Annotated in this window: 17 protein-coding genes; 11 read left to right on the top strand and 6 right to left on the bottom strand. The window is 68.8% G+C overall.

The annotated features are described in order from the left end of the window. The first annotated feature begins 1 nt into the window (after position 1). Complete coding sequence (locus ACTWPB_RS05435; protein WP_446224602.1) at positions 2-220, top strand: hypothetical protein; 219 nt, start codon at positions 2-4, stop codon at positions 218-220. Positions 221-663: 443 nt separating this feature from the next. Here ACTWPB_RS05435 and ACTWPB_RS05430 read toward each other — a convergent pair whose 3' ends face one another. Both ACTWPB_RS05430 and ACTWPB_RS05425 read right to left on the bottom strand, forming a co-directional pair. After that, on the bottom strand, positions 664-1,080 hold the full coding sequence (locus ACTWPB_RS05430) for an acyl-CoA thioesterase (RefSeq protein WP_446224601.1): 417 nt from the start codon (positions 1,078-1,080) through the stop codon (positions 664-666). A gap of 58 nt (positions 1,081-1,138) precedes the next feature. Further along, positions 1,139-2,089, bottom strand: coding sequence for an AraC family transcriptional regulator (locus ACTWPB_RS05425; protein WP_446224600.1), 951 nt, complete (start codon positions 2,087-2,089; stop codon positions 1,139-1,141). 80 nt (positions 2,090-2,169) lie between these two features. Here ACTWPB_RS05425 and ACTWPB_RS05420 point away from each other — a divergent pair, with 80 nt between their 5' ends. Next, positions 2,170-3,012 carry an NAD(P)H-binding protein gene (locus tag ACTWPB_RS05420; RefSeq protein ID WP_446224599.1) on the top strand — a complete coding sequence of 281 codons (843 nt, stop codon included), beginning with the start codon at positions 2,170-2,172 and terminating at the stop codon, positions 3,010-3,012. A gap of 144 nt (positions 3,013-3,156) precedes the next feature. Beyond that, on the top strand, positions 3,157-4,443 hold the full coding sequence (locus ACTWPB_RS05415) for an MFS transporter (protein WP_446226243.1): 1,287 nt from the start codon (positions 3,157-3,159) through the stop codon (positions 4,441-4,443). On the opposite strand, the gene ACTWPB_RS05410 is transcribed toward ACTWPB_RS05415, so the two are convergent. Both ACTWPB_RS05410 and ACTWPB_RS05405 read right to left on the bottom strand, forming a co-directional pair. Next, a complete protein-coding gene (locus tag ACTWPB_RS05410; protein ID WP_446224598.1) occupies positions 4,433-4,645 on the bottom strand; it encodes a hypothetical protein in 213 nt (70 codons plus the stop codon). The genes ACTWPB_RS05415 and ACTWPB_RS05410 overlap by 11 nt on opposite strands. 37 nt (positions 4,646-4,682) lie before the next feature. Continuing rightward, a complete protein-coding gene (locus ACTWPB_RS05405; RefSeq protein ID WP_446224597.1) occupies positions 4,683-5,840 on the bottom strand; it encodes a DUF5925 domain-containing protein in 1,158 nt (385 codons plus the stop codon). Between the two features lie 97 nt (positions 5,841-5,937). Between ACTWPB_RS05405 and ACTWPB_RS05400 the strand changes: the two genes are divergently transcribed. Next, positions 5,938-7,503 carry an MFS transporter gene (locus ACTWPB_RS05400; RefSeq protein WP_446224596.1) on the top strand — a complete coding sequence of 522 codons (1,566 nt, stop codon included), beginning with the start codon at positions 5,938-5,940 and terminating at the stop codon, positions 7,501-7,503. Between the two features lie 117 nt (positions 7,504-7,620). On the opposite strand, the gene ACTWPB_RS05395 is transcribed toward ACTWPB_RS05400, so the two are convergent. Beyond that, on the bottom strand, positions 7,621-8,337 hold the full coding sequence (locus ACTWPB_RS05395) for a hypothetical protein (RefSeq protein WP_446224595.1): 717 nt from the start codon (positions 8,335-8,337) through the stop codon (positions 7,621-7,623). Between the two features lie 152 nt (positions 8,338-8,489). Between ACTWPB_RS05395 and ACTWPB_RS05390 the strand changes: the two genes are divergently transcribed. The 7 genes from ACTWPB_RS05390 to ACTWPB_RS05360 all read left to right on the top strand — a co-directional run bounded on the left by ACTWPB_RS05390 (position 8,490) and on the right by ACTWPB_RS05360 (position 14,693). Next, on the top strand, positions 8,490-9,488 hold the full coding sequence (locus ACTWPB_RS05390; RefSeq protein WP_446224594.1) for an iron chelate uptake ABC transporter family permease subunit: 999 nt from the start codon (positions 8,490-8,492) through the stop codon (positions 9,486-9,488). Continuing rightward, positions 9,485-10,540, top strand: a complete 1,056-nt coding sequence (locus ACTWPB_RS05385; RefSeq protein WP_446224593.1) for a FecCD family ABC transporter permease — start codon at positions 9,485-9,487, stop codon at positions 10,538-10,540. Before ACTWPB_RS05390 ends, ACTWPB_RS05385 begins: the two co-directional genes overlap by 4 nt. A gap of 12 nt (positions 10,541-10,552) precedes the next feature. After that, positions 10,553-11,359: an ABC transporter ATP-binding protein gene (locus ACTWPB_RS05380; RefSeq protein WP_446224592.1), complete on the top strand. Its 807-nt coding sequence runs from the start codon at positions 10,553-10,555 to the stop codon at positions 11,357-11,359. 67 nt (positions 11,360-11,426) lie between these two features. Further along, on the top strand, positions 11,427-12,422 hold the full coding sequence (locus tag ACTWPB_RS05375) for an ABC transporter substrate-binding protein (protein WP_446224591.1): 996 nt from the start codon (positions 11,427-11,429) through the stop codon (positions 12,420-12,422). Further along, complete coding sequence (entS, locus tag ACTWPB_RS05370) at positions 12,419-13,639, top strand: enterobactin transporter EntS (RefSeq protein ID WP_446224590.1); 1,221 nt, start codon at positions 12,419-12,421, stop codon at positions 13,637-13,639. Before ACTWPB_RS05375 ends, entS begins: the two co-directional genes overlap by 4 nt. Continuing rightward, entirely contained in the window at positions 13,636-14,475 is an 840-nt protein-coding gene (locus ACTWPB_RS05365) for a siderophore-interacting protein (protein ID WP_446224589.1), read from the top strand. Before entS ends, ACTWPB_RS05365 begins: the two co-directional genes overlap by 4 nt. A 2-nt stretch (positions 14,476-14,477) precedes the next feature. Beyond that, on the top strand, positions 14,478-14,693 hold the full coding sequence (locus ACTWPB_RS05360; protein WP_446224588.1) for a phosphopantetheine-binding protein: 216 nt from the start codon (positions 14,478-14,480) through the stop codon (positions 14,691-14,693). 40 nt (positions 14,694-14,733) lie between these two features. Here ACTWPB_RS05360 and ACTWPB_RS05355 read toward each other — a convergent pair whose 3' ends face one another. Further along, positions 14,734-16,389 (bottom strand): (2,3-dihydroxybenzoyl)adenylate synthase, encoded by a 1,656-nt coding sequence (locus ACTWPB_RS05355; RefSeq protein WP_446226242.1) that lies wholly within the window; start codon positions 16,387-16,389, stop codon positions 14,734-14,736. Positions 16,390-16,394 lie beyond the last annotated feature (5 nt).

Here is a 16,394-nt window from a genome sequence, read left to right as displayed (position 1 = left end):
GATGGCACACCTGATGTATTTCAAGAAGGTTCGCGACGAACTCACCGAGGTCGAGTACGTCTGGGGGCCGAGCCGCGACGAACTCGACTCGTCGGTGGTGATCGACAAAACCACCTTCGCCGCCCTCCCCGGGCCACCGGGCTACTCGCCGACGGGCCAGATCATCCTGCGCGCCCGCCGCGGCAGCGAATGGCCCGAGGTAGGGGTTATCGCCTCCTGAACCCCACACCGCGACGAGCTTCAGAGCAGCCGACTCCCCGAGGTAGGGGTTATCGCCTCCTGAACCCCACACCGCGACGAGCTTCAGAGCAGCCGACTCCCCGAGGTAGGGGTTATCGCCTCCTGAACCCCACACCGCGACGAGCTTCAGAGCAGCCGACTCCCCGAGGTAGGGGTTATCGCCTCCTGAACCCCACACCGCGACAGGCTTCAGAGCAGCCGACTCCCCGAGGTAGGGGTTATCGCCTCCTGAACCCCACACCGCGACGAGCTTCAGAGCAGCCGACTCCACGAGGTAGGGGTTATCGCCTCCTGAACCCCACACCGCGACAGGCTTCAGAGCAGCCGACTCCACGAGGTAGGGGTTATCGCCTCCTGAACGCCACACCGCGACGGGCTCCGGAGCAGCCGACTCCCCGAGGTAGGGGCATAGCCTTCTGAGCGTTAGCCGGTGACTAGCTCCGCGGCGGCCGTGCGCACCACCTCGGGGATCGCCACCGGTTTGCGGGTGTCGGCGTCGACATATACGTGGACGAATTCGCCGGTCGCGGCGAGCTCGAGACCGGCGTCGCCCTCACGGAAGATCGCCAGGTCGTAGGTGATGCTGGAGTTGCCGAGGCGGGCGATCCGGAGCCCGACCTGCAACTGGTCGGGGAAGCTCACCGACCCGTGAAATCGGCATGAAGTCTGCGCTACGACGCCGAGCGCGGGCAGCGCGGTGATGTCGGTGCCGGTGGCGCGCAGCAGCCAGGCGTTCACGGCGGTGTCGAAGTAGGAGTAGTAGGTCACGTTGTTCACGTGGCCGTACTGGTCGTTATCGGCCCACCGGGTCGGCATCGGCCACAAGACGGGATAGCTCATCGGGCCATCATCGCAGCCCTGAGTGATCACGCGAGCGACTCCTCCGGGTGCTGATCGCTCATGCGGACGACGACAACGCGGCCGTGCTCGCCTGCCGGTGGTCGCGCGGACTCACCCCGAAGTGCCGTTTGAAGGCGGAACTGAGGGCGAAGGCGCTCCCGTACCCGACCTGGTGGGCGATGGCTTCCACGGTCGCATCGGATTCGGCGAGTAGGTCGGCGGCCAGTGAGAGCCGCCATTCGGTCAGGAACGTCATCGGGGGTTCGCCGACGAGTTCGGTGAACCGGCGGGCCAGCGCGGCACGCGACATGCCGACCGCCTCGGCCAGCGCGACCACCGTCCACGGATGCGCCGGATTGTGCTGGAGCAGGCGAAGGGCCTTGCCGACCAGCGGGTCGCTGTAGGCGTGGTACCAGGCGGGGGCGTCGTCGCGGGCGAACCACGCGCGCAGGGCGGCGATGAGCAGCAGGTCGAGCAGACGGTCGAGGACGGCGGTCTGCGCGGGCAGGTCCTTGGTCGCTTCGTCGACGAGCAGGTCGAGCAGGCGGGTATCGAGCTCACCGCGCGGCAGCACCGCGACCCGTGGCAGCGCGCGCAGCAACCGTCGGCTCACCGCGCCCGCCGATTCGTAGGTTCCGGTGACCATCAGCGTCTCACCGTCGGGATCGGTGCCCCACTGTCGTACACCGAGACTCAGTGTCTCGCACTGTATTTCGCCATCGGGCGTGGTGGTGACCTGACCCGGCTGGATGACGATCTGGGGTTCGGTCGCCGGATCGTCGGCCACCGTATAGGGCTGTGGCCCACGGAAAACCGCGACATCGCCCGGGCCGAGTTGCCGCGGCGGCATCGAATCCGTACTGACCCAAGCCTTTCCGCGGATCATCGCGAGCACCGTGAGCGGGGCTTCATCCTGCACGCGCAGCGACCACGGCGGGTTCAGCAGCGAACACATGAGGAACGCACCGCGGGCGCGTGGACCTTCGAGCAGACCGGCTAACGCATCCACCCCTTCACAGTAGACGACAACGCATGTTCGTGAGCGGCACGACGATGTCGCCGCGAGCCGGGCGACGGTGTACTTATCTCATGACAAACACCGCTTTTCACCAGCAGCTTTCCCTCATCACCGGCGCTACGGGCAAGACCGGCAGCCGGGTAGCGGCGCTCCTCGAGGCCGCCGGCGCACCGGTCCGCCACGGCTCGCGCACCGCCGCGATCCCCTTCGACTGGACCGACCGCGAGACCTGGGCACCCGCCCTCGCCGGTGTCGGCTCCGTCTATCTCGCCTTCCAGCCCGACCTCGCCGTCCCCGGCGCCCCGGACATCATCCGCGCGTTCACCGCCGCCGCCGGATCCGCGGGCGTGCGCTCGGTGGTGCTGCTGTCGGGTCGCGGCGAACCCGAGGCACTGGAATGCGAAGAGATCGTGCGGAATTCGAGCCTGAACTGGACCATCGTGCGTTGCGCCTTCTTCGCCCACAACTTCAGCGAGGGCGCCTTCGTCGACGACGTACTCGCCGGTGCGGTGGCGCTGCCCAACGGCGATGTGCCGGAGCCGTTCGTGCACGTCGACGATATCGCCGAGGTGGCGGCGGCGGCGCTCACCGACCCGCGCCACGCGGGTCAGCTCTACGAGCTCACCGGCCCACGCGCCCTGACCTTCGCCGACGCGGTCGGCGAGATCGCCGCGGCCACCGGCCGCGAGATCGCCTTCATCCCCGTGTCCCGGCCGGAATTCGTTGCGGCCCTGAGTGAATATCAGGTCCCCGATGACGTGATCAGCCTGCTCGACTACCTCTTCGGCACCATCCTCGACGGCCGCAACACCCCCACCGCGGACGGTGTCCGCCGCGCCCTCGGCCGCGAAGCCCGCGATTTCACCGACTACGCCGAGGAGACCGCCGCCACCGGAGCATGGACACCCCGGTAACAGCAGTTGGACAGTTGATCACCAGGCCATCACGGCAGCGTCGCCCGAGAGGCGATCTACACCAGGGCCTGGTGATCTTGAATTGCCAGGTACCCCGCGATCGGCGCGAAGGCCGGTAGCGTCGACGTGGTGGGTTCAGCGACGATCGACCGCAGGGTTGCGATGGCCAGGGCGGCGGTGTTCGCGGCTTTTACGCTGAACGGGGTGCTGCTGGCGATGTGGGTGGTCCACATTCCGGCGATCACCGACCGGACGGGGGTGTCGGCCTCGACGCTCAGCGTGCTCGTGCTGCTGATGGCGAGCGCCGCGCTCGTCGGCATGCGGCTCGCGGGCCCGGCCGCCGACCGGTTCGGCAGCCGCACCCTGGTGGCCGTGGCCGCATCGGCCATTTCGGTGACGGTACTCGGCCCGGGACTCGCGACCGATCCAGTCACCTTGGCGATTGCCTTGGCCTGCTTCGGGTTCGGGATGGGCGCCCTCGACGTGTCGATGAACACCCAGGCGGTGCACGTGGAACGTGCGTACCGCCGGCCGATCATGTCCTCGTTCCATGCGATGTTCTCGGCGGGTGCCTTCGCCGGCTCCCTGGTGGGCGCGGCTGCCCAGCACGCGGGGTGGACGACGCAGCTGACGCTGCTCTGCTCCGGGATAGGCGGACTGGGCGTCACCGCATTGCTGGTACCGCACTTGCTCGGCGAGAGCCGACCCGAATCACCTTCGCACCCAGAGCATTACGACAGGGTCGGTGCGCAGACCGGGAACAGCGCGAGCCAGCATGCGACAGCTGACGCCCGCACAATCGAACCCGACGCGAGCGACCAGCGACCCGGCGGCGCCGTTCCCACCGACTCGGCGCGGCCGCGCGCCGACCAGCGCGGTGAACGGCGCCGGCGAACACAGAAGGTGTTCGCACTCGGGTGCATCGCGTTCGTCCTGCTGCTCGCGGAGGGGGTGGCGGCCGACTGGAGCGCGCTGCAGGTCCGCGAACACCTCGACACCTCCGAGGCGGGTGCCGCGCTCGCTTTCGGCGCCTTCTCCGCCACCATGACCCTCGGTCGATTCCTCGCCGATCGGGTGAGTGGCGCCATCGGCCCGGTAGCTATCGTCCGCTACGGAACCTTGCTCGCCGCAGCGGGATTCGCGGTGGTCATCGCCTCGCCCTGGTTGCCACTCACCCTCCTCGGCTGGGCGATGTGCGGCCTCGGCCTGGCGGGTGGTGTCCCCCAGATCTTCTCCACCGCGGGCAATCTCGGCGGCACGACAGCCGCCACGGATATGTCGCGCGTGTTCACCATCGGCTACCTCGGCCTGCTCGCTGGCCCCGCGATGATCGGCTGGCTCACCGCCGTGATCCCGCTGACCGCGGCGCTGGCCGTTCCGCTGATGCTCACCCTGGCCTGCGCGGCCGCGGCGCACGTCGTCAGTCGGTGACGGTGATCCGGACCGAGACCGGCGTGCGCTGCAACGCGCGCAAGGTCGCCGCGGTCAGCCTGGCAAGCACCGGATTGGGCGCGAGCGCGCGACGACATCGCCGGCGGGCGCATCTCGGCGGCCCCGGTCTGGCGCCATCGGCCCGGTAGCGATCGTCCGCTACGGAAACCTTGCTCACCGCAGCGAGATTCGCGGTGGTCATCGCCTCGCCCTGGCTCCCCTCCGGGTCTCCTGGAGCACTAGAGGTACATACCGACATCGGTCGAGTGGTCGTTGGTGGCTCGGATCTGGATCCCGCCGTCGCGGTGGGCGACCAGTTCGGCCAGCGTCGCGCCGTCCGGGAAGCTCGACGCGGCGGGGGCACCGTCTTGGCGGGCCAGCCACTCGCCGGCTTCCGCCGCTGACAACCGGCCGACCTCGAGTTGGGCCAGGCAGCGGCCCGGCCGGACGACCGCGGGGTGCAGCCGGGAGAGGTCCTCGTTGGTGGTGATCGCGATCAGCACATTGCGGCCCTGGCCCAGCATGCCGTCGGTGAGATTGAGCAGGCGCGAAAGCTTCTGGCCCGCCGCTTCTTTCGCCTCACCGCGGATCAGTTCATCGCAATCCTCCAGCACGAGCAGCCGCCACCGGCCGTCCTCGTCGTCGCCGTCGGCACCCGCCGCGACTTCCATCAGATAGCCGGGATTGCTGAACAGTTCTTCCGGATCGACGACACAGTCGACCTCACACCATGGCGCCCACGACCGCGCGAGCGCACGCAGCGCGGTGGTCTTGCCGGTGCCGGGCTCGCCGTGCAGCAGCACCAGCCGCCCCTTGATATCGGCGACACCGAGCCCCATCAATCGCTCCATGCCCGCGGCCACCGAGCCGGTGTAGTTGCCACGAATCTCCGCCCACGCGGGCGCCGCGATCTGGCGCCGTCGGCGCGCGGGGCGGCGAACGTCCATGTGCCAGAAGCCCATCTCGACCGTGGCCTCGCTGTCACGTGACAGCGCCGCACCCTCGGTGGCCTGTGCCAACACTTCGACAGCGAGTTCGTCGCTCGCCGCGGTCACTTCGATCGTGGCCGAACCGCTCGCCCATCGCACAGCCCGCAGCGCCCAGCCGTCACCGGCCGCGAGCAACGCACTGCTGTCGTCGTCGGCGACCGCGCGCACGATCCGCGAGTCGGCGGGCAGTAGCGCCGCGTCGGGGCGCACCCGGTCCAGGTGGGCCTGGCGGGCGAACGGCTGATCGCCGCGCAGGAAGGGGGCAAGGGCCAGTGCGTCGATCGCGTCGCGGGTCGAATAGGTGGAGTCGATGGTCGCCGACCACGGAAACGGCTCGCCCTGATCCTGCGGCTGACGCGGCGAATCGACGAGCCTGAGCTGTTCATTGCGTGTGGACACCGAGCCCATGATCGTGGTCGCCTGCCCGGAATGTCCAATGACTTACGGCGAGCGTCACTGGAAAACTCACTGGCACCGGAGGTGAATCCGCCGGTACGGTCGTAGAGTGACGTCCACCCAGCACGACCAGTCCTCGCCCGAATCCACTACACGGGCCGGGATCAGGGAGTGGATCGGGCTGGCCGTCCTCGCCCTGCCGACGCTGCTCATCTCGATGGACCTGAGTGTGCTCTACCTGGCGATCCCCCGCATCAGCGAAGCACTCGAACCGAGCAGCTCACAACTGCTGTGGATCCTCGACATCTACGGCTTCCTGGTGGCCGGTTTCCTCATCACCATGGGCACCCTCGGCGACCGCATCGGCCGCCGCAAACTCCTGATGATCGGCGCACTGGCCTTCGGCGTCGCCTCGGTGATCGCCGCGTACTCGACCAGCGCGAACATGCTGATCGGCACCCGCGCGCTGCTCGGTATCGCGGGCGCGACCCTGATGCCGTCCACACTGGCGCTGATCCGCAATATGTTCCACGACGACCGCCAGCGCACCGCCGCGATCAGTGTGTGGATGACCAGTTTCATGGTGGGCATGGTGATCGGACCGCTGGTCGGTGGCGCGATGCTCGAGAACTTCTGGTGGGGTTCGGTGTTCCTGGTCGCGGTACCCGCGATGGTGTTGCTGCTGGGCAGCGGCCCGTTCCTGCTGCCCGAATACAAGGACCCGAACCCGGGCAAGCTCGACATTCTCAGCGCGGTCCTGTCGCTGCTGTCGGTGATGGCCGTTATCTACGGCATCAAGGAGCTGGCCAAGGACGGCTGGTCGATCGAGGCCGTCGGCGTCCTGCTGGCCGGTCTGGTGCTCGGCGCCGTGTTCGTCCTGCGCCAGCAGCGCCTGACCGATCCGCTGATCGACCTGCGGCTGTTCGGCAATGTCCGGTTCAGCGGGTCGCTGGTGGCGTTGATGGTCGCCATGCTGGCGATGGGCGGGCTGTTCCTGTTGCTCGCGCAGTATCTGCAACTGGTGCTCGGGCTTTCGGCGTTCGAGGCCGGACTGTGGACCGTGCCGCAGGCGGCCGCGATGGTCGTGGCCGCGGGCGTGGTCAGCGCACTCGCGCCCAGGATCCGGCCCGCGTACCTGATGATCGGCGGCCTGCTGATCGCGATGGCGGGGTTCGCGCTGTTCACCCAGCTCTCCGGCAGCGATGATCTCGGGTTGATCGTCACCGGCATGGTGGTGTTCTCCCTCGGCCTGAGCCCGATGTTCGTGCTCGGCCTCGACCTGATCGTCGGCGCGGTCGACCCAGCGCGCGCCGGTGCCGCCTCGGCGATCTCGGAAACGGGTCAGGAATTGTCCACGGCGCTCGGCGTCGCGGTGATCGGCAGCATCGGCACCGCCGTCTACCGCGGACAGATGTCGGAGCAGCTGCCCGCCGAACTGCCACCGGAGATCGCGCATGTCGCCGAGGACACGCTCGCGGGCGCCCTGCACGTCGCGGCGGCACTGCCCGAAACGCTCGGCGCCGAGTTGAGCGCGGTCGCCCGCGAGGCCTACACCCAAGCGCTGCAAGTGAACTCGGTAGTCGGCATCGGATTGACCGCCGTCGCCGCCGGGCTGGTCATCGTCCTGCTGCGACATATCCCGGCACCGAACGAGAAAGCACAAGACACCGACTGACCAACGCGGTTCGGACACAGCGAATCCCGCCCGATGCTGATCGGGCGGGATTCTCTTCTCGCTGAGTTGTCCCCTCCGCGAGGTTCTGATTCGGCCGATTCGGCCGAGGTCTCATCCCTACTTGGCTGCCGGGGCGGGGTTGTTCGGCATCGGGGAGTTGATCGTGGTGAAGTACTGCACGGCGGCCATGATCGCGACGGGAGCGGTGACGAAGATCTGGCCCGCGAGGGTGCCGAGCGCGCCGATAGCCATGATGCCGGCGAGGCAGCCGACGGCCGCGGCCGGGATGAACGGGCCGAACATGCCGACGATGGTGGCCGCGGCGATGGTCGCGCCCGCGAGGCCGCCGAGCACACAACCGACCGCGCCGCCGCCGAGACCGCCGACCAGGGTCGCGATGCCGGCACCGAGGGAGATGGTGCTGCCCAGACGGCTCCAGGCCGCCTGCTCACGGTCGTATTCGCTCTTCCACGGCGCCTTGTCCTCGTAAGGCAGCGCGACCGGCTTGTAAGCGGCGTGCGCCACGTCGAACTGCGGGGTCAGCGTCGCCGTGCGACCCGAGATATCGGCGGCGATCGGGAACACGAATTCGTCTACCCGGAAGGACAATTCGCTACCCGCGACGGTGGCGCCATTGGCGGCCTTGATCTTGAACACACCGTCCTCGACCACCATCGAGCCCACGTCGGTGCCGATGATCGTCGAGGTCTCGGTAGTGGTCGAGGTGAAGTTGATCGGCGCATCCGCGGCGGGTGCTGCGTGGCTGGTTCCGGCAGCGATGCCGAGGGCAACGCTGACGGTGGATGCCAGCAGAGCGAACTTGGTGATTTTCACGGGGTGAACCTTTCGTGTCCTCATCATGAGATGCGCGGCGCGCAGACTGCGGTCCGAACGAGAAGGACCATAGCGAGGTAAGCCTCACCTATCAAGACCTTGCTTAGGCTAACCTCCAAGATGACCGAGTTCGCCGTGAGAGAGAACCCCTGATGAGAAATCCGCGTTGGTGCGGGTGGCTTCTTGCCGTTTTCGTGCTGGTCGCAGCCTGTGCGCTCAGTCTGTTGATCGGCACGAAAGCTATTGCCATCGGCGATGTCTGGCAGGCGCTCTTCGGTTCGAGCACCACCCCCGACCACGTAACAATCACCGAATACCGGGTGCCGCGCACCCTGCTCGGCCTGCTCGTCGGGCTCGCGCTCGGTGTGGCGGGCTGCCTGATGCAGGGACTGACCCGCAACCCACTGGCCGATCCCGGCCTGCTGGGCGTCAACGCGGGCGCGGCCTTCGCGATCACCATCGCGGTGGCGCTGTTCGGTGTGAGTGAGATCACCTCCTACGTCTGGTTCGGATTCCTCGGCGCCGCACTGGTGTCGGTGGTCGTCTACCGGGTGGGCACCGCCGGACGGTCGGGCACCGATCCGGTGCGGCTGACCCTGGCCGGCGTCGCGGCCACCGCGGTTCTCGGCGGCCTGACCAGGGGCTTGATCCTGTTGCACCCCAAGGCTTTCGACGAGATGCGGCACTGGGATTCCGGCGGCCTCGCCGGACGCGGATTCGACATTCTGATCGGCGCGACCCCGTTCATCGCGGTCGGCCTGATCATCGCGATGGTGTGCGCGCGTTCACTCAACGCGGTCGCGCTCGGCGACGATCTGGCCCGCTCACTGGGTGTGCACGTGGGGCGCACTCGCCTGTTCACCGCGCTGGCGCTGGTGCTGTTGTGCGGCACCGCGACCGCCGCGGTCGGCCCGATCGCGTTCGTCGGGCTCGCGGTCCCGCATGTGGCCCGGTGGCTGATCGGACCCGATCAGCGCTGGATCTTCGCCTATTCGCTGGTGCTCGCGCCGATCCTGGTGCTGTCGGCAGACATCCTGGGCCGGCTCATCATTCGTCCGGATGAAGTCCCCGCCGGCCTGGTCACCGCGTTCCTCGGCGCGCCGGTGCTGATCTGGCTGGCCCGTCGCGCGAAGGTCGGTGCCGCCGCATGAGTTCGATGATCGATTTCGGTCGCGCGATGCTGGTGATCCGGCCGCGCGGAGCACGGCTGTCCGCGCGGATCGGCATGCGCACCCTCGTGGTATGCGCTGTCCTGCTCACGATCTCGCTGGTGACAGCGGTACTGGCGCTCGGCAGCGGCGACTACCTGATCCCCCCGCTGCGCGTGCTGCGCGCGCTGGTGATCGGCGACGAACGTTTCGACCGGCTGGTGGTGTGGGACTGGCGGCTGCCGCGCATCCTGCTGGCCCTGATCCTCGGCGCGGCACTGGGCGTGAGTGGCGCCATCCTGCAATCGGTGACCAGGAATCCGCTGGGCAGCCCCGACATCGTCGGGTTCAACACCGGGGCCTACACCGGCGCGCTGATCGCCATCCTCACCTTCGGCGGTGGGCACCTCCAGACCGCGACCGGCGCGCTGATCGGCGGGCTCGGCGCCGCCTTCGTCATCCATCTACTCGCCTTCCGGCACAATGTGACCGGGTTCCGGCTGATCATCGTCGGCATCGGTGTGAGCGCCATGCTGGCCTCGATCAACACCTGGCTGATTCTGCGCGCCGATCTGGACGCGGCGATGTCGGCGGCGGCCTGGGGCGCGGGGACGCTGAACGGACTCTCGTGGCCGCAGGTCGGTCCCGCGGTGGTGATCCTCGCCGTGCTGGCGATCGCGATCGTCCCCGCGGCTCCTCGATTGCAGATCCTCGAACTCGGCGACGACACCGCGCGCGCGCTCGGCATCGACGTCAGCCGGGCGATGCTGTGGCTGATCGTGCTCAGCGTCGCGTTCACCGCGGTGGCGACGGCGGTAGCCGGTCCGATCGCGTTCGTCGCGCTCGCCGCACCGCATCTGGCGCGCAGGCTGGCCCGCACGCCGTCGATCGCGCTCGCGCCCTCGGCGGCGATGGGGGCGATGTTGCTGATCACCTGCGACTGGATCGCCCAGCACGCGTTCGCCCCCACCACCGTGCCGGTCGGCCTCGTCACCGTCTCGATCGGCGGTCTGTACCTGGCGTATCTGCTGGTCGCCGAGGCACGACGGACTTAGGAAAGCGAAAAGATGAACGACACTTCACGCCTGCGCGCCGACCGGGTCCGCTTGGGCTACAAGGGCACCACGATCAGCGACCAGCTGTCGGTGGACATCCCGGACGGCAAGTTCACGGTGATCATCGGCCCGAACGCGTGCGGCAAGTCCACCCTGCTGCGCGCGCTGGCCCGGCTGCTCACCCCCGAATCGGGGACCGTGCTGCTCGACGGCAAACCGATCGGTTCCTACCCGGCCAAGCAGGTGGCCAGGCAGATCGGCCTGCTGCCGCAGACCTCGACCGCGCCGGACGGCATCCGGGTCGCCGATCTCGTCGCGCGCGGGCGCTATCCACATCAGACGCTGTTGCGGCAGTGGTCGAAGGCCGACGAGGAGGCCGTCGCGTCGGCGATGGCGGCGACCAGGGTCACCGAGTTGTCGGCGCGCATGGTCGACGAGCTGTCGGGCGGTCAGCGCCAACGCGTGTGGATCGCGATGGTGCTCGCCCAGGACACCCCGTTGATCCTGCTCGATGAGCCGACGACCTATCTCGACATCGCCTATCAGATCCAGCTCCTGGATCTGTGCCGATCGCTGAACCGGGATTCCGGGCGGACCGTCGTGGCCGTGCTGCACGACCTCAACCACGCCTTCCGCTACGCCGATCACCTCATCGCCCTGCGCGACGGGCGGGTGATCGCGACGGGTACGCCCGCCGACATCGTGACCGCCGAGCTGGTCGAGAAGGTCTTCTCGCTGCGATGCCGGATCGTCGACGACCCGGAAACCGGTACGCCACTGGTGATTCCACTCGCGGAGAACGCCGCCGAAGTGCACTGAGCGCTCGCGGTCGTCGCCGCCCGCCACCACTTTTCCCCGTTAGCCAGAGATGAGGAAATCTCCCTCCATGTTCACCAAGCGATCATCGGGCCGCCTGCGTGCCGCCCTCGCCCTGCTGATCCTCGCGCTGGTCGCGGTGCTCACCGCCTGCGGCGACTCGTCCTCCGAGGCCGCCGACACGGGTCCGCGTGAGGTCCCCTCCGCCAAGGGCCCCGTCAAGGTGCCCGCCGTCCCGCAGCGCATCGTCGTGCTCAACGGCAACCTGGGCGGTTACCTCTACGACCTGGAAGCCCCGGTGGTGGCGGCGGATCCGCGCCTGCTCGGTGTTCCCGCCAAGCCGGGTGAGTTCCCCGCCGCCTGGGCCGAGGACGCGAAGAAGCAAGGCACCAAGGCCGTGCCGTCCGGCGAGAACATCAATCTCGAGTTCATCGCCGCCCAGCGTCCCGACCTGATCATCGGCGGTGGCCAGGGCTACCCCGGCCAGCAGTCGGTGAACGCCTACGACCAGCTCAGCGCCATCGCCCCGACCGTGCTGATGCCGACGGAGACCACCTACTGGCAGGACCAGCTCCGCTTCATCGCCGCGGCGGTGAACAAGCCCGCCAATGTCGACACGCTGATCGCGAACTACCAGGCCACGCTGACCGAGGCCAAGAACAAGATCAAGGCCCCGCAGGGCGGGACCGTCGTCATCCAGTCGATCAAGAGCCAGAAGCCGACCGTCTTCCTGCCGACCGCCGCGCTGCCCACCCTGCTCTCGGAGGTCGGCTTCACCCTCGACACCCAGATCCTGGCCAAGGCGGGTAACCCCACCCTGGAACAGAGCGCCGACTTCATCAGCTTCAGCCCGGAGCTGATCAACACCGTGATCGACGCGCCGGTGCTGTTCACGATTCCGCTCAGCGGTGGCCGTTCCGTCGAGGAGCTGCGCAACGACCCGCTCTACGCCTCGCTGCCCTCGTTCCAGGCGAACAAGGTCTTCGAACTGCCCGCGACCAGCTCGCGGCCCGACTACCGCACCGTCATGACCACTCTCGATCTGATCGTCGAGCGGTTCCGGTGACATCGGGTCTGCTGATCGACATCAGCCCGCTGCGGACCTCGCGCCCCTTCCGATGCGCCTTCGCGGCCCGGCTGGTGTCGGTGCTCGGCATCGGACTGCTGATGGTGGCTCTGCCGCTGCAGGTCTACCAGCTCACCGGGTCGAGCCTGCAGGTCGCCGGGGTCGCCACCACGACCGCCGCGGCGCTGTTCGTGGGCAGTCTCGCGGGCGGGGTGGTCGCCGACCGGTACGACCGCCGCGCGGTGATCCAGTGGTCGCGCAGTGCCGCCGGCGTCGGCTTCCTGCTGCTCGGGGTGAACGCGCTACTGCCGGACCCGATCGTGCCCGTGATCTACCTCGCCGCCGTGATCGACGGCCTCGCGGGTGGGGTGAGCGGTTCGGCGCTGATGGCCATGGTTCCGGCCCTGGTCGGCCGGGAGAAGGTGGCGGCCGCGGGCGCGCTGGTCTCGCTGACCACCGACCTCGGCACGATGATCACCCCCGCGATCGCCGGACTGCTCGTCGCGAAAACCGGTGTGGCCACGGCGTATTTCCTCTGTGCCCTCGCCACCACCGCGACGGTCGGGCTGATCACCGCGATCGGACCGTCACCGCCACCGCAACGCGACCTGCAGAATCCGGTGCGCGAGCTGGCCGCCGGTATCGGCTTCGCGGTGCGCCACGAATCCATCCGGCTCATTCTGCTGACCGGGCTGATCGGCATGCTCGTCAGCGGACCGCTGGTGCTGCTGCCTGCCTTCGCCGACGTCGAACTCGACGCGGGGCCGGGCACGCTGGGCCTGCTCTACGCGGCACCCGGTGCCGGTGCGGTGCTCGGCACGCTCACCAGCGGCTGGATGAGCCGCGTCAATACCGGTCGCGCGCTACTGATCTCGCTCGCGATCATGCCGATCGGGGTGATCGCGGCCGGGCTGTGGTCGCACGCGGCGCTGGTGTTCCTCGGGCTGGCCGGGTTCGGCCTGGCCAGGGCGGTGAACATGGTGCTGCGCTACGCCATGTTGCAGCAGGCCGCCCCCGACCACATGCGCGGACGCATGTCGGGACTGCTGATGGTGCAGTCGGTCACCGGTACCGCGGTCGGCTCCATGGTGGCCGGTTTCGCCGGCCAGATGTTCGCTCCTGGACGCGCGCTCGTGCTCTACGGCGTCGCGGTCCTGGTACTCACCGGCCTGATGGCGCTCGCCGCCGGGCCGCTGCACAGAAAGGAACAGCAGTGAAGGATCGCAGTGACTACGCCGGCAACATCGCCGAGGTACTCGCCGGGGAACACAGCGCGAAGGTGCCGTACCCGATCGGCCTGCAGGAAGTGGAGGTGCTGCGGGTCGCCCCCGTCGGCTCGGCGCTGCGGCGGATCACCTTCGGCGGTCCGGATATCGCGCGATTCCACAGCCACGTGGCGGATGAGCATGTGCGCCTGATCTTCCCGGATGCGAACGGCGTGCTTCGGCTGCCCACGCTCGACGGCGCGATGCTCGACTGGGGTAACCCGCGACCGGTCTCGCGCGAGTACACCGTGCGCCGCCACAGCATCGCCGACGGCGAACTCGACATCGATTTCGTCATCCACCCGGGCGGTCTGGCCTCCGACTGGGCCGCCTCGGTGACCCCGGGCACCAAGGCGCACATCGCGGGCCCGCCCGGTGGTGTCGTGATCCCGCAGACCTACGACGACTACCTGCTCGCCGGTGACATCACCGCGCTGCCCGCCATCGCCCGCCTGCTCGAGCACATGCCGCGCGACACTACCGGCTGGGCGTTCATCGAGGTGGCCGAGCCCAGCGAGGAGATCCCGCTCGACCCACCCGCCGGCGTCAGTGTGCGCTGGCTGCACCGCGGCGACCTCGCCCCCGGCACCAGCGACATCCTCGAGCAAGCCGTGCGAGAGGTGAAAGTGACTGCCGGACACCGTGTTCACGCGTGGGTGGCCGGGGAGGCGGGCTGCCTGCGCGGCATCCGCAAGTTCCTCCGCAACGACCTCGGCATCGGGCCCAAGGACTCGCTCATCGCCGGGTACTGGAAGCGCGGCGTCGCCGACTTCGATCGAGAGGAATGACCATGACCGACGAACAGGTGATCGCCGATGTGGCCACCGCACTGGGTGTCGAGGTGGCCGAGCTGAGCGCCGAGACCGATCTGCTCGACGCCGGACTCGATTCGGTGCGCATCATGTCGCTGGTGGAGAAATGGCGGGGGGCCGGACATGCCGATATCGACTTCCCCACGCTCGCAGGCGATCCCGTCCTCGGGTCCTGGATCGAACTGCTGGCCTGAGCCGTGGGGTGGCGTGTCCGGCACGCCACCCCCGGCGGGGTCAGTTGCCGTGCGCGCCCTCGGCCAGCAACCGCCGCAGCTCCTTGCGACTGGTCTTGCCGACGCCGGTCTCGGGGAACTCGTCGACCACGACCACCGCGTCGGGCATCTTCCAGGCCGCCACGCCGCGGCGGCGCACGAACGAGCGCACCGCGGTCAGGGTGGGCCGTTGCGTGGGGTCGGCGGGCTGGACGAACGCACAGATACGCTGTCCGAGAACGGGATCCGGGGTGCCGACGATCACCGCGTCGCGCACGTCGGGATGTTCGAGCAGATGCGCCTCGAGCTCCTCGGCCGAGACCTTCTCCCCACCCCGGTTCACCCAGTCGCCCGCGCGGCCCGCGACCACCAGGTTCCCGTCGGGCCGGACCGCGACGACATCACCGGTGCGGTACCAGCCCTCGGCGGTGAAGCTGCGGGCGTCGGCCTCGGGGTTGTCGTAGTAGCCGCGAATCGTGTACGGGCCCTGGGTGATCAGGTTGCCCGTCGCGCCCGGTGCGACCTCGGCGTCGTTGTCGTCGACGACCGCGATCTGGTCGAACTCCGACATCGGCCGGCCCTGGGTGCTCACCACCACGTCGATCGGATCGTCGAGCCGGGTGTAGCAGACCAGGCCCTCGGCCATCCCGAACACCTGCTGCAGGGTGACACCGAGCGCGGGCCCGATCCGGCGGGCCAGCTCGTCCTGGCAGCGGGCGCCACCCACCTGCAGCACCCGCAGACTGGTCAGATCGGCCGTCGCGCCCGCTTCGGCGCGCTCAGTCCACAGCCGCGCCAGCGGGGGCACCAGACCGGTGATGGTGACGCCGAACCGCTCGATGAGCGGGAACGCCGTCGCCGGAGTGGGATCGGGGGTCATCGCCACCGCGCCACCGGCCCACAGCGCGCCGAGGATGCCCGGCGAGCTCATCGGGAAGTTGTGGGCGATCGGCAGCGTCGCGAGATAGACCGTGTCGCTGTCGAGTTCGCAGATCTCGGCGCTGCGGCGCACGCTGTAGAGGTAGTCGTCGTGGGTGCGGGCGATGAGCTTCGGTATCCCGGTACTGCCACCCGAGAGCTGCAGGAACGCCACATCGCCCGCCGAGGGACCCGGCAAGTCGACCGGCTCGTCCCGGAATTCGGCGATGTCGAGTGCGCCGTGCGGCAGTTCCTGCCCCGCGTCGAGGACGAGCAGTACGTGGCGCAGGCTCGACACCTCGCCCCGCACGGTCGCCGCCAAGGCCGGATAGTCGAAGCGCTGATGGACCCCGCAGGTGATCATGGCGGTCGCCGACGCGGCCTCGGCGATCGGCACCAGCTCGGCGGCGCGATGCGCAGGCAAGCAGAACACCGGCAGCGCGCCCAGCCGGAACAGCGCGAAGACGACCTCGACGAATTCGGCGCGATTGGGCAGCTGCACCAGCACCCGATCGCCCGGCGCGATGCCGAGGCGGGCCAGACCGGTGGCCAACGACCTCGATCGGTGGTCGAGTTCGGCGTAGGTCCAGCGGTTGGCGGTGTCGAGGACCGCGGTCCGGTCCGGCGTGGCGCCCGCGCGCGCGGCGAGCAGGTCGCCGAATGTCTCACCGGTCCAGAGCTTGTGGTCCCGATAGCGTTGCGCAAGGTCAGCGGGCCACGGCGTGAGGCCGGGCAGCACGGGGTCGGTCAAGTCGAGCACCTCTT

The sequence above is a fragment of the Nocardia sp. IBHARD005 genome (genome assembly GCF_052814245.1).
Note: the sequence above shows the minus strand (reverse complement) of the source record. Positions and strands in the feature narration are given on the sequence as shown.